The 14,282-nt window shown below is 51.1% G+C and carries 9 protein-coding genes; 1 reads left to right on the top strand and 8 read right to left on the bottom strand.

Translation table 11 applies throughout. From position 1 onward, the window contains the following. Positions 1-34: 34 nt before the first annotated feature. From ACYQ15_RS13855 to wecB, 8 genes are all read right to left on the bottom strand, one after another. A complete protein-coding gene (locus ACYQ15_RS13855; RefSeq protein WP_459938098.1) occupies positions 35-1,558 on the bottom strand; it encodes a porin family protein in 1,524 nt (507 codons plus the stop codon). A gap of 274 nt (positions 1,559-1,832) precedes the next feature. Next, positions 1,833-3,041, bottom strand: coding sequence for an XrtA/PEP-CTERM system-associated ATPase (locus ACYQ15_RS13850; protein WP_459938097.1), 1,209 nt, complete (start codon positions 3,039-3,041; stop codon positions 1,833-1,835). Positions 3,042-3,250: 209 nt separating this feature from the next. Continuing rightward, on the bottom strand, positions 3,251-4,114 hold the full coding sequence (locus ACYQ15_RS13845; RefSeq protein ID WP_459938096.1) for an XrtA-associated tyrosine autokinase: 864 nt from the start codon (positions 4,112-4,114) through the stop codon (positions 3,251-3,253). An 85-nt stretch (positions 4,115-4,199) separates the two neighbouring features. Beyond that, positions 4,200-5,735, bottom strand: a complete 1,536-nt coding sequence (locus tag ACYQ15_RS13840; RefSeq protein WP_459938095.1) for an XrtA system polysaccharide chain length determinant — start codon at positions 5,733-5,735, stop codon at positions 4,200-4,202. A gap of 89 nt (positions 5,736-5,824) precedes the next feature. Further along, entirely contained in the window at positions 5,825-6,715 is an 891-nt protein-coding gene (locus tag ACYQ15_RS13835; RefSeq protein WP_459938094.1) for an XrtA/PEP-CTERM system exopolysaccharide export protein, read from the bottom strand. Positions 6,716-6,737: 22 nt separating this feature from the next. Then, on the bottom strand, positions 6,738-8,090 hold the full coding sequence (locus ACYQ15_RS13830; RefSeq protein WP_459938093.1) for a TIGR03013 family XrtA/PEP-CTERM system glycosyltransferase: 1,353 nt from the start codon (positions 8,088-8,090) through the stop codon (positions 6,738-6,740). Positions 8,091-8,118: 28 nt separating this feature from the next. Beyond that, complete coding sequence (prsT, locus tag ACYQ15_RS13825) at positions 8,119-10,830, bottom strand: XrtA/PEP-CTERM system TPR-repeat protein PrsT (RefSeq protein WP_459938092.1); 2,712 nt, start codon at positions 10,828-10,830, stop codon at positions 8,119-8,121. Positions 10,831-11,294: 464 nt separating this feature from the next. Then, complete coding sequence (wecB, locus tag ACYQ15_RS13820) at positions 11,295-12,434, bottom strand: non-hydrolyzing UDP-N-acetylglucosamine 2-epimerase (protein ID WP_459938091.1); 1,140 nt, start codon at positions 12,432-12,434, stop codon at positions 11,295-11,297. Between the two features lie 634 nt (positions 12,435-13,068). On the opposite strand from wecB, the gene ACYQ15_RS13815 reads away from it, so the two are divergent. After that, positions 13,069-13,779 (top strand): VanZ family protein, encoded by a 711-nt coding sequence (locus ACYQ15_RS13815; RefSeq protein WP_459938090.1) that lies wholly within the window; start codon positions 13,069-13,071, stop codon positions 13,777-13,779. Positions 13,780-14,282 lie beyond the last annotated feature (503 nt).

Genomic DNA, 14,282 nt, shown 5'->3' with positions numbered 1-14,282 from the left:
AATTGTTGGAAAATCGGTGCCGGATCATTGGGGCTCAGAACGACTTGCTGAGCATCAGGATCACCCTGTTTTCTCGGAAATTGTCATCGGACAAGGGAATATTGCTTGAAGAGTCGATATAGAAATAGTTCAGGCTTGCGGTAAAATTCCGGCCGAGTGGGCGGATCAAACCCAAACCAAGCCGCCATTCATCGACCTTGTTCTCAATACTCTCTCGGACGGAATCCACGATAATAATACGTTCTTCCTTGCGGCGGTTGTAGGTCACGCCGACTGTGCCAGTCAGCAGTCGGGTCAATTTGTGCTGGAGGGCGAATCCAACACTGTAGCGGGTGTCGTCGGGATCCTTGTAGTCGATGCTTGACGCAAAAAGCCGCATATTCCCGCGGGGATAGGGACGAGCAAGAGATGCGGTATGGTTTATCTGGCGTCGTGATGTGTCGCGCAAGGGATCTTCCAAATATGCAACGCCTGACGTAAGGGTCGCGATCATGGTGGGAAAGGCATGCCGAATGCCAATGTTCCAGTAGGGGTTGGTCGTGGTGTTTTGATCCTGATACCGGCGCCAGGTTGTTCCGTAATCACCATGGATTCTTGATCCAGGTCCATAGGCATAGCTTGCCCCGCCATAGATCGTGTGGCGGTCTTCCCGTCCCTGCCGGGAACGCTCCTGCCGTAGTTCCTCGAGAAAAACCTCCTCAGCGCCCGCTTCGTGGATGGTCATGCCGTTGATCACCTCATTGGCGCTCACAAATGTGCGGTCGGCGGTGATAACGACCTCCCTTCCGTCGTCTTCGTTGCGTCTCCAGGTGCCGGTATATCCTGCATCGAGAGTGATTCTTGCGGTTAAATCGTAACCACCTCTCAGAAATATCTCGTGGATGTCCACATCCCGGACATCATCCTCCTTGTACCAGATATTTCTGTATCTGTAGCCGGTACGCAGCGATGAGCGTGGTGACGGCCGCAGTTCAATGAAGGGGGAGATGGCAAATTCATTGCGGTCAGATGTCTCGCGTTCCCTGCTGGTTACTTCTTCGTACTGGGGAACCAGAATTTCGTCTCCTGGAAAGACCACCGGAACCGGCTCCTGTTCCACGGGCGCCTCCGGTTCAACAAGAACCTCAGACGAGCGCACCAGATTCAGGTCGACCCGCCTGTAGTCGTTGCGAACGTCCAGGTAGAACAGATTGGGAACAAGATTGGCCAAGCCGCGTGCACTGAGAGTGTGCCTGGTATCGTCCTGGGTAAAGCCTCCGGAACGCCTTTTATTTTCCCGTGCGTAATAAAGGTATTCGAAGGCATACTGAAGGCTGAAATCCCAATGACGGGCATCATGGCGCAACACAAGCTGAGGCATGATGCGGGTCGTGAAATCCGACAGCTTTTCTTGCTCCTGGTTGATATTGTCAGAATACTCCTGACTGATCGAAATTGACGGATCAATGGAAAACCCCTGGGCCGTAAGAACGGAAGGTCTCAAGGTCTGGATGAAACAGAGCGTGATGAGGACCAGCAAATAGAGAAAGAGATCACGCTTGCAAGCGCAAAAGGGCATGGGGCAGCCTCCTATGTTCTGTGTTCATCACGAGTGACTTGAGCACCGAAATACTTTTTGTCTGTAAGGCCATAACTACTTCTCTCGAGCAGGAAAGATGACCTTCCAAAAACTTGTGGCAAGCATGACTGGATTCCTGCCTAAGTGGGAATGACTTGTTTTCAATGCCGTGTCCTGTGTGTCAGTCGTATCCGCGAAGGGGGGGTATCCAGTTCGATTGCTTGGGTGAGATGAATAGAATGTAAGGCAATTCTGTGTGGTTTTCGTTGAGGTTTCACCCACTGAACAGCCTCCTGAAAAAGCCTTTGCGTTTACGTGCCTGAGGTTCTTCCAGGTTCAGTTCTACCAGATCCTGTTGAGTGAAATTGGAAACCGGTTTGATCACGGTATCCTCCAAATCCAGGATGACCGGATTGAATTTTGTCTGCAGTTCGGCAAGTTCGCGGGCTATTGTTTCATATGAGTCTTCCAGGACGGAAAGGCGATCCTGGTGGTCCAGAATCTTGGATTCATCGGCGTTGACAATACTTTTTTCAATAATGTCAATGCGTTGGGTTATGTCCCGCAAAAGGGATGTCAGCTTTATCTTGGATCGCTGCAGATCCGGCAACACATCCAATGAAAGGGGCTCTTTTTCAGCAGATTGTAGAGAAGGCGAACCGTTTTCCCAAAATTGCTGTTCAAAATCGAGTTCCCGAAAAACCTCTTCAGCCATGACCGGGTCAACATCGCGGGTATCCGCAGAAAACATGGAAAGCATCAGAAAGTCACAGATGATATTGATCAGCCTGGGAACGCCGCGACTTTGGGAATGGATCAGGGAGAGTGCCTCGGGAGAAAATGTCGCGGCATTGCGGTCGCCGGCGATTTCAAGACGATGCAGGATGTATTGCTCTGTTTCTTCCAGTGAGAGAGGCTGGATATGGCAATTGATGTTGATCCGCTGTCTGAGCTGACGCATCTCCGGGGAAGCCAGAATTTTTTTCAATTCGGGCTGTCCTACGAGGATAATCTGCAGCAACTTGGCTTGGTCGGTCTCAAGGTTGGAGAGCATGCGCACCTCCTCCAGGAGTTCGGAAGAAAGATTTTGTGCTTCATCGACAATCAACACCGGCTGCATATCTCTTGCAAACTGCTCAATGAGAAACTCGTTTAATTCCCGTAGAAGAGCTATCTTGTCTTTTCCGTCAACAGATAGGCCGAAATCGTCGTTGATCATGGAAATAAGCTGTTCAGAGGAGACTTTGGTATTAAACACCTTGGAAAGGATAACCCGGTCCAGCTTTTTTTTAATTAAGTCACGAATAATGGTCGTCTTTCCGGATCCGATCTCACCGGTAATAAGGATGAATCCTGCACGGGCCTTTATGCCGTAGTCCAAATACGTCATGGCCCGTCTGTGCGATTTGCTTTGGTAGAGAAAATCCGGGTTGGGCAATAGTTCAAAAGGTTTGTTAAGCAGGCCGAAGAAAGATTCGTACACGAATGCTCCATGTTTTTTGGGGACGTACAGAGTGAGTTGATGAGTAAACAACTGCAGAAGACAGCCACTCGGAAATAACATGCTAATACTTACATTAATTGATTTTCGGAACCAATTCGCTCCGTGAAAATTTCCGGGCGAGATGTTATGGTGGCTTTCAATTCAAGCCGGATGCACTTCCAGGGCGCTTGCCTGCTTTTTGGGGTGGATCATTTCGTCTGCACTTGAGCGTATTCGACATAGTCCTTTTTATAATAATATGAATAACTGCTACTTAGGGATTCCTGCCTGGCGTGATTGTAGACTAAACCCAGTATATGCGCTCCGCCCATGGCATATTGGGCGTCGCGGATATTTTCCAGAGTGGACAGGCCGGACTTGACGACCATGATGACGCCATCCACGATTCCGCTCAAGCTTCGTGTTTCAGCGAAAGGGAGCACGGGCGGAGTGTCGATGATGATGTAGCGCTCGGCGTAGCGATGCTTCATCTCACGGATCAGCTCGCGCATCTTGCGGGATGAAAAAAGTTCCCCAGGGTTGGGAGCTTTTTGTCCGGCAGGCAGAACAGCCAGTTTGCCAATTCCTGTCTTGACCAGCACATCTGAAATCTGGGCCTTGTCCAAAAGAAAATCGGTCAGACCTGGTCTGGAGCCCAGCCCCAGATATTGCATTATGGAAGGTCTGCGCAGATCAGCGTCGATGAGCAAAACGGTATGGTCATACTCCTGGGCCAGACTTATGGCCAAATTGAGTGCGGTCGTCGTTTTCCCCTCACCGACCATGGAGCTTGTGACCATCAATGTGTTTTTGGTCAGATCGTTGCGCGTCAGTTTGATCACCATTTCCTTGAGTTTGCGATACTCTTCAGCCATGGGCGACTGCGGATTCGTTGCTGTGACCAGGGTTGGATTGGTGATCGTGAGCGAACCTTCAGGGGGAGTGAAGAATTCTGCGGATGCTTGCGGAGGATCTGGCTTCAACCGGGCAGCGGAGACATGTTTTTCCTGATTTTGCGTTACATCCAGGCGCAATTTAGCGGCTTTCTCCAAGGCTTCTTCAATTCTGCTCATAATTATTTTCCAATGCGATTAGGTGTTTAGTGTAACGTGGTGCCGTCCCCGATTCACAATATTGTGCTGGGATTCAATAGTCCGCTTAATTGAATATCCTCCAATAAATTCCTTTTGCATATTCTAAGGCCCGCTCCATTTCCGGAAGTTGGACAATGTTCTGCACGTGGTCGTAGAGGATGGTAACTCCCATGAATTCCAGTAGCATAACTCCAAAAATCAACATCATAAAGGCGCCAGCCAGCAGGTACAACAGCAGATTCCTAAAACGCATCCTCCGAACACTAGCGGGATTGCGCATCTCGGGAACCACGGCGAGCACCGGCAGCCCCAAGTCCTTCAGGGTGTCCACATGGCGCACGGATCGATCAAGGTAATTCAGTCCAAGGCTCACTCCCACGCTGGCTCCCAACCCTCCGAACATGCCCATGAGCATGATTATCAAGCGGTTCGGACTCGACGGGTGCATTGGCAGAACAGCCGGATCAACAATTCGAAACGTGGTTGTTTTGTCCTGAAGTTCCATCTGCCGCGATATTTCGGCCTGTCCGAACCTCCCCAATAACTGTTCAAGGACCTTTTGCTGTTCCGCACGCTTGTGCTGTACTTCGGCAAACTCAGCCTGGGCCAGAGGAATGTTCTCAAGAAGTTCGTTATAGTAGTTGATCATTCGCAGCAGACGTTGTTCCTGGGCCCGGAGTTCCTGCACCTGGACGTCAAAGACGCTTGATCCCCTTGAGTTCCTGGTTTGGGGGCCGAAGTTGGTGGAACCTTCCGCATCTAGCCCTTGTTCCAGCATCTGCATTTCGGCCTTGACCCTGATGACTTCCGGATAGGATGGACCGTATCGCAACTGCAGCTCAGCAAGTCTTCCCTGGAGGGCGTTGAGACGTCCCTGGTGACCGTTCATGGGAATGCCTTCTGCGGCAGCCCTGGCAAGGAGTTCATGACGGCGGATCGACAACTCCTGCAGCCGATCTTCGGCCATGGCAATCTGCTCGAGCAACTGGCCGGGATCCCTGTTCAGCAAATCTCCCTTGCGGACTCGCAGATTCAGGACGGCTGCATCCGCCTCTTCCAAACGTGCCCGGTGAATTTCGATCTGCTCGGCCAGAAAGCCGAAGGCGGCATAGGTATCGTCACGACCGGCAGAAATGTTTTCTTCGATATACCGACGAACGAGCGTATTCACGAAATCACGTGCCTCACGAGGATCTTCATGCGTGAACGAGATGATGAACAGGTCTCTAGCACGCAGGCGAATATTCATATTCCTTCGAACCTCGTTGATCAGCGCTTCAAGCTCGGCGTCGCTACTGGCATGCAAATCCAAGTTCATTTCTCGGAGAACCTGCAGCAGCATGGTTCGGCTTTGCATTGCCGTGGTCAGCACCCGGATTTTGGCATCCATGGAAGGCGTGACGGCAACCCCTTTCATCAGGCTCGCCATGACATTCTCCTCAATGAAGACAGTACTGCTCGCGCTGTACATGTTTCTCAAGGAGAGACTGTATGCTATTGCAATGAAAGTAAAAAAAATCGTTATAAAAATTATCAAAAAACGTCTATTGTAGGCTATCAAGAGATATTTCTTGATATCCAGATCATTTTGAGCAGACATGAGTACTCCATAAAAAGTGGCTATTCGCGATATGATGTGACAACATAGCAAAAGATACTGATGATCGTTAGGCTACTGATACGCTTCTGCTAGAAGAAGCCCTCGCGGATAATTATGTAGTCACCGGGAAGAAGTTCGATATTTTGAGACATATCGCCCCGGAGCAAATCCCTGGCACGAACTGGGATGTTTATTTCTTCATCACCTTGTTTACGAACGATCATGGTGCTGTTCTCGCGGGCATACGCCGAGAAACCGCCAGCCAAGAGCACCGCTTCAAGAACTGTCAGTCCTTCACGATATTCAATGAATGTAGGATTTTCCACGGCTCCAAGAACATACACGTTCGGCTCCCGCAATGGTGGAACAAAAATTACGTCATTGTTGCGAAGCTGGATATCTTCCCGGACGTCTCCCTCGATGATCAGTGCGTGAAAGTCCTGCTTGATCTTCTGCCCATCCCGCATGACGTATGCTGCCCGAAGATCGGCCGTCTGCAGGTTGTTCACCGTGCTCAGCATTTGTAACAGCGACGTCTGTCGCGTCAGGTCCTGAGTGCCAAGTTCAAGACCGCCTCCGAAAAAAAATACCCTGCTGTTGGTGATCTGGGCCACCGATACGGTAACAATGGGATTGTGAACCAGACTTTTCATCTTTTCTTCCAAAGATTTCTGTAACTGACTCGGCGTTAAGCCACTGGCCGTTACATCACCAAGACCAGGAATCGTTATTTTTCCATCCGGCCTCACTGTAGCCGTTACACTTAAATTTGGCTCATCCCACACGGAAATAGCCAAACCGTCTCCTTCGCCGATGATGTAATCTTGGGCAGTCGCTGACAATGGAAGAAGTAGGCAAAAGATCACCAACAGAATACCTTTTTTCATGATAACCTCGTGTTTTTGGAAAGGTTGAAAAATTCTGCTCATTATAGTCTGGGTCACAATGGCAATCGCCAAGCCATTTTTATCAATCATCATGCTGCGGTGTCGTGAAAACGCATCACCGGCTTCCGTCTCGAAACAGGACCACATTTATGGTTCTGAGTATGACCCGAATATCAAAAAGCAAAGACAAGTTTTTAATGTAGTACAGGTCGTAGCGCAGTTTTTCTACGGCATCCTCGACCGATGAGCCATAGGGGTAACTGACTTGGGCCCACCCCGTAACACCGGGTTTCACGAAGTGGCGTTCAGAATAATAGGGGATGACTTTCCTTAATTCGGTAACGAATTCCGGCCGTTCCGGTCGTGGTCCGACCAGACTCATGTCTCCCAGGATCACGTTGATCAATTGCGGAATCTCGTCCACGCGCGTTTTTCTCAGAACATGCCCCAGGCGGGTGATTCTCGGATCATCTTGTTGAGCCCAAACCGCACCGGTGGCATTTTCCGCATCCTGGCGCATGGTCCGAAATTTTATCAACGTGAATTCCTCATCACCCTGGCCGATCCGTGTCTGACGGAAGAAAACCGGCCCCTGAGAGTCAAGCTTGATCAACAAAGCGATTACGGGAAACAGGGGCAATGTCAGCAAGAGGCCCAGCCCGGCGCTTATCACATCCAATATGCGTTTTGTGAGCCGTGTCAGGCTGTTGATCCGAAATCCATTGGAAAATATGAACCAGCTTGGAGTGATATTTTCCAACAAAAGTTTACCGGTTACCTGTTCATAGAAGGAAGGCGCGTCAACGATGTCCACGCCGCTGATCTTGCAGCTGAGCATGTCCTGGAGGGGAAAGGTCCCGCGACGCTGCGGCAGGGAAACGACAACATGGTCCGGTCTGAGCTGCTGCACGGTATGAAACAGCCCAGCGCCATTTTCCACGATTTCCTTGCGCGGCACCTCGATGGGCTCGCATTCAGGGTCATAGTAGCCGGCCAGGATGAATTGCCGCCCGTTGGCGTTCACGAGATTGCCGATCTCTTTGGCCAAAGGCCCCGCGCCCAGGATCAACACTTTTTTGGCCAACCCAGGAACGGCGTCCATACGCTTGAACAGCAGGTGCCATGCGAACTGAAACAGCCCAAAAATCAACAACGTTGGAAAGAGCACTCCTCTGCCGTACATGGTCGCGGGATAAACATAATACAAAGCCGAAAGCAGAAAAAAGGACAAGATCAGGCCAAGAATAATTCTCATGGCCAAATCCCTTGCCGTAACGTTCTGGCGCTGGTTATACATCTCCACAACAATGGAGGAGAAGAGAATCGTCAATACAATGGCTCCTGCCTGTTCGAGAGTGACAAGCGCGACTTGAAGTTCTTTGCCAAAGCGAATCATCAATGCCGTATACAAGGCAATAAACGCCAGAGCTATGTCTCCGGTCTTCAACGTGATGAGAAATCTAGTCATTGCCGCCTCCATTCGAGGAACACAGTACCTAGTTCGTGCCGGTCAGCTTTTGATTCAGCGCCCTGGCTTCCTGAAGTTCCGGAAATTCCTCGTTCATCAAGGCCACGTTCAGTTCGTTCAATGCCTTCTCCCGTTCACCGGTCATGCTGTAGGCCAAGGCCAGGTGGTAGCGTATCGTGGGATGATTCGGCAGCAATTGTACGGCTCTTTCAAGGATGCGGCGCCCTTCCTCAGGCTTGTTGTTTTGAAGCAGGGCCAAACCAAGGGTATCCATGACGCCGGGGTTGTGCTGCTCCAGTCGAAATGCCTGTGTTGCGAGCAGCAGAGCCTCTTCCGGGTTTCCGTGTCCCTTGAGGGAAAGGTAGGCTACGTTGTTCAGGGCAGGAACGTGGTTGGGGTCGATCTGCAGAACAAGTCGATACTTCTCCTTGGCCTGGTCAATTTCTCCCTGGTTCTCAAGGAGACTGCCGGAGCTAAAGAGCGCTGGAATGAAGTGAGGATTGAGCTCTAACGACCTCGAAAATGCTCGCATGGCCTCTTCAAATGACCCTTCTCGCGCTTTCAAACTGCCGAGACGGAAATGCGTTTGCGGATTGCGCGGCTCAATTTGAATGGCAGCCTGGATCGATTCCTCGGCTTGGTCCGGATTTGCCGTGGCCTCATGGATCCCGGCCAGCAACAGGTATCCTTCTGCTTTATCAGGATGAATTTTGATCAGTTCCCGCGCTTCGGCCAAAGCTCCCTGCACATCGCCCTTGAGCAGGAGGGATTGGGCGAGGAGCCGGATGCCGCCTTCCCGCTGGCGGGACTTGATCTCCCGATGCAAGGCAATGGCCTCGTCCAAGAGTCCCTGGGCGATGAGAATTCTGGCCTTGACTTCCATCAGCGAGAGGTTGTCGCTGATGGAGGCAATGCCTTCATCCAGGATAAGTTTGGCCTGTTCGGGTTGACCGTTGCGGACCGCAAATTCGGCATGGCTGAGATATGCCTGCGGATCACCGGTTTGTTGAGCTTTGACAAAATACTCTTGTGCCTGTTCTTCCTGTCCGAGTTGCATGGATATGCCCGCCGCGGAAAGCAGGGCCCGAATATTATCCGGATGGTGAGCAAGCATAGCCTGATATTCCGACAAAGCTTCATCCAGCTTGCCCTGGGTCTGATAAAATGAGGCCAGGTTAAAATAGGCTGATGCGAACCTCGGGTCTGTTATTTTCGACTTTTCCAAGAGTTCCAAGCCTTCTTCCGTTCGATTCTGGGCAAGTCGGACAGCAGCCATGTTGTTCAACAACGCTGCGTCGCCCACCTTGCCGGTAAGGCCCTCCTCAAGGGTGGCATAGGCTTTCTCCAGTTCCCCCTGCTGCATCAGATTGGCGAATTGGAGCATGCGGATATTCAATTGCTCCGGAGCGACGCGAATGGCTGCGTCCAGATTTGCCGTGGCATCACTGATTTTGCCTTTGTCCAGATGAAAAACGCCCTGCATCAAAAATGCATTCGCCAATCCCGGATCAAGTTCCGTGGCCTTCTGTAACAGTTGCATGCCCTGATCATAATTGCCCATGGCCATCTGGAGGCTTCCCATCATGTTGTAGGCCATGGCATTTTGAGGTTCCTGCCCAAGAACTCTTTGGATCTCTCTCTCCGCCAGATCCAGGCGTTGTTGTTGCATCAAAATGAGACCAGTCATCAGGCGTGCTTGCGTGAACTCAGGAATTTGATCCAGAATGATCCGAAACTGGCTCAACGCGCTTTCCAATTCTCCCTGTTGGTGCAGGCTCAGTCCAAGAAAATAGTGTCCGCTCAGGGAAGGACGAATACTGTTGGCCTGTTGAAGAGATACGACCGCCTCCCTGAAGTTGCCCTCCTGAAAGTGATGCAGGCCGGACAGCCGATAGCCCTCAGAACGATTGGAGAATCGCCTCTCCAGCCGTTCAGCTATGGAACGGACTTCATCCAGTTCTCCTTTTCTTAGGTGGAGCACACCTTTTTCATAGAGAGTTTCGGCATCTTGAGGGTTCAGATTGATGATTTTCTCATAGGTAACCAGCAATGCCTCCGTTTCACCATGTCGGCGCTGAAGTTCGGCCATGGCGCCAAGAGCCTCGAGATTGTCCGGGTCGGTTTCCAAAGCCTTATTCAACTCTTGTCCGGCTTGATCATGCTTGTTCTGGAGTAGAAAGGTCTTTCCGAGTCCGAGATGGGCTGCCGGCATGCCCGGTTCCATTTGCAGGGCCTCTTGAAAGCTCCGCTGCGCATCCTCAAGGTCTCCCAATCTGCCCTGGATCTCTCCAAGGATGATCAACGCTTCCGCTGACATCGATTGGGCTTCCATGTATCTGCCCGTCTCATAGCCAGCCTGCTCCAATCGGTTCGTGTTCAAGAATATGCGGGCCATATCCAGTCCGAGGCCCGGATAATTGGGGTTCTGGAGCTGAACCTTGCGCAATTCCTGCTCCGCAAGATCGTAGCGCTCCATCTCCATGTAGGCTTTCGCCAACTGGTATCTGGCATCAATGAAATTTTGATCCTTCTCCAGTGCATTTCGAAAAGCCACGATGGCGCCTTGAGGGTTGCTTTGCTCCATCTGCCTCAAACCTTCAGCGTGCAAGTCTTCTTTGGTCCCAGCCCCACATGCGGAAGCGATAATCAAAAAGGCAAGAAGAAATATGCATTTAATTTTCAACAAGGTATTACCCTCCGTTGTTGGTCGGGTTGTGATATAGAGGTGGCAGAAATTCATCCCTCATGTTTATCAAGAAGCGTGCCGTAAATATGAGGCAATCATTTTTCTTGTAATTTGTTGATTTGATGAAAAATCTGTGTGCAGCCCCACCATTATAAATGGATGGTCAACAGCTGTCCGAAAAGATCAGACAGTGAAAGTAATTCTGCTCAGCGGCTTTGGATACCGAATGCAGTCATAATCCAGGAAAAATGGACGTAAGATTACCGAGAGGGGTTAGCTGAAATGAGGGTGAATCAGGCACAGGCGGTGTGTGGGTTTTGATTGAAATGGGCACGCGTCATGAGCGAGTGCAGTTCGAGAGGATGTTACTTTCGACTCATCACTGGCATGCGTGAAGAGGTGTGGGGGATATAATTCGGAGAAGGACAGAAATGCCTTATAATCTGGCATCCAAATGAATATGGTATGCGAGGCCACAAATCGAGGCCAACTGGAACGGCTGTTGTCTTCATCAGAATTTACTGAGAAGTGACCAAGATTTTTGCTATCCTTTGACTGGCTCGGCCATCCCAGAAAGTTGGGACCATCGAGGACTTACTTTTCCCAGCAAGGATCTTCTCCACTACGTAGTGGAGAAGATCCATATCCCGGCCTATCAGGATGTTGCTGCCTTGCTCCATGGTGACGGGGCGCTCCGTGTTGGTGCGCAGGGTCAGGCAGGGAATTTTCAGGGCCGTGGTTTCTTCCTGCAATCCACCACTGTCCGTAAAAACCATTGTTGCGTCCTTCCAAAGATGCAAAAAATCGTCATATCCCAGTGGGGGGAAGAGCTGGATGCCTGAAGTGATCGGCCTTGTGGAGCTATCAGGGACTTCCAACCTCTGTTTCAGCCCAAAGGCCTCCAGCCTAGTCTTGGTGCGCGGGTGGCACGGAAAGACTATCGGTATGTCTTGGGCGATGTTCAGCAGGGTGGTCATAATCGGCCGCAGGTCTGCTTCCTGATCCACGTTGGAGGGACGGTGCAAGGTCAGACAGGCGTACCGTTTGGGAAGGCGCAACTTGAATGGGTGTGTGGCTAAGCTGTCCACGGGCCGCTCTTCCAGACGCCGCAGTTGGTAGAACAGGTTGTCGATCATCACGTGGCCGACGAAATGTACACTGTCCGCGGGTTTGCCTTCCTGGAGCAGGTTTTGCGTTCCCTGTTTTTCGGTGGTGAAGAAAATGTCAGTGATGGCGTCTGTGGCCAGACGGTTGATTTCTTCGGGCATGGAGCGGTCCCCGGAGCGTAGGCCGGCCTCTACGTGGATTAGACGAATATGCATTTTTTTGGCCACCAGTCCGGCGGCAATGGTGGAATTGACGTCCCCAACCACCAAGACCATGTCCGGCTGCTCCTTCCGGCAGACCAGTTCAAACTTGACCATGACCGCGGCGGTCTGTTCGGCGTGGCTCCCGGACCCGACTTCCAAGTTGTAATCCGGCTGGTCGATGCCCAGTTCGGCAAAAAAAGATCCGGACATGTTCTCGTCGTAATGCTGCCCAGTATGGACCAAAACCGGATGGATTGCCTGGGAGTGATTCAGACGGACTTCGCGCAGTATTGGCGCTATCTTCATGAAATTCGGACGGGCACCCGCGACGAAGAGGATCTTGAGCATGATGTACCCTATTACTGGGTTGAAAGATTGGCTTTGTAGGACAAGAGGGTGGACCAGTGATGCCGCGCCTGTAAATTCAAGAATAATGCCATGGGCGCTTAACACCAATGTGGAGTGATAACATAATAGAATTCATGGCTTTATCGCATTGATTGTTGTTGGCCACGGACGGTAAAGGTATACAAAGAAGGTCTTTTCCCCAATCGACTTGGCTGGTTAAAACACCACTTCACCGTATGACTTGTCGTCCATATAGTTTAGTGAAGCGTGGTGACCACAAATAGTATTCTTGTGGTCCACAATTGCTTAAACCGTGCTGAGAATAACACCTGATGCTCACTAGTTTTCGCTCATGATTGCGAATCCTCTTTTCATCGCATGCCCTCAATTTTGCATGGCCCAGCCCATGGAAGTATCGACCGCATTTTTTCGTTCTCGTCTCTGGCTGCCAATAATCTTGTTGGCAATTCTACCGTTCTTCTTTCTACAGTTGACTGACAATCCAGCCAGCCCTGTGAGACAGTTTTATGTTTTAGGTCACGTATTTTTTTTCGCCGGATTGACCGGGTGGCTGGTAAGCCTGTCCATACTTTGCGGACGGACCTTCCTACAGCGGGGTCTGTTAGTGCTAGGGATGGTGTTCGTTGTTGGAGGAGGCATTGAACTGGTACAACTCTTCATAGGCCGGGAGGCCTCTCTGGAGGATATGGGGGTGAACTTGGTCGGGGCTGGCATCGGATTGGCGTTGGCCGCATCAGCTCAAGGTGTGCGGATCGGACTGCTGGCCCGCGGGGTGCAGGTTCTGGTGTTCGGAGCGGGGCTGGCACTGATTGCTGAGCCGGTCGCGACCCTTTGGGATATGCGTCAGGCTTCGCGACAGTTCCCCATGCTCAGTGATTTTGAGAACCGACTGCAGGCCAAGCGCTGGACTAGTGGGAAGATTGTCCGCAACATCTCCAGGCAAGGCCAAGCGTCCCTTTGCGTCCACCTGGATTCCGGGGAGACCTATCCAGGCACGACGTTGACCCATAGCTTCGGGGACTGGCAAGGATATGCAGCTCTGGAGCTGAGCATCCTCAACCCCGACCCACTCCCCCTGCAGATGTTCGTCAGCATCCGAGACCTGGAGCACAGACGTCACCAAAAAGGGATGCGGGATCGTTTTGACCGATCTTTCTTTATCCAGCCCGGGTGGAACGACCTGCGTGTTCCCATTGAAGAAATTCGCACCGCCCCGAAAGACCGCCCCTTAAACCTCGGCCAACTTTCCTCTCTGGTGATCTTCACCATGTCCCTAACTGATGATCGAATTGTCTATCTGGATCAGGTGCGTCTTGTGCAGTAGTGGCACCTTTATTGCTTGTGCCCACTGACAGCAGTAATGTAGTGTGGAAACATCTGGAGAATTCGGATTATTAGCGGGGTATCCATTTGGCGCAAGCTGATTCTCTGATGCATCACATGGCACATTGGTAAGGACGAAATTTTTTCTCGTATTACGGCGAGTATCATGAACGGAGCGAAATTCTTTACGTATATGCAACGGGCTACCCTCCTTGCACCTAGGTGGCAGGCGTCTCCTGGGTCACGAACTCTGTCCCCCAAGCGCACGGGGATAGCTTAAGAAGCGTTGGAAGCGCTCTGTCTTTGTAGGCGACAATGCCACACTTTGCAACCTCGTTTTTATATTGTGTTATCAAGCCACTAGATGGACGGCAACTTGCGCCAAATGGATACCCCGCTTCGGATTAAATGGATTTTACCCGCCGCAAGCACGCTCAAGCCTCCGAGTTCGCAAAAGAAACGAATTTATGTCTCTTGCCAAGAAAGACTCAAGAGCAAAGGCTT

This window comes from Desulfonatronum parangueonense, from assembly GCF_054656975.1.
Note: the sequence above shows the minus strand (reverse complement) of the source record. Positions and strands in the feature narration are given on the sequence as shown.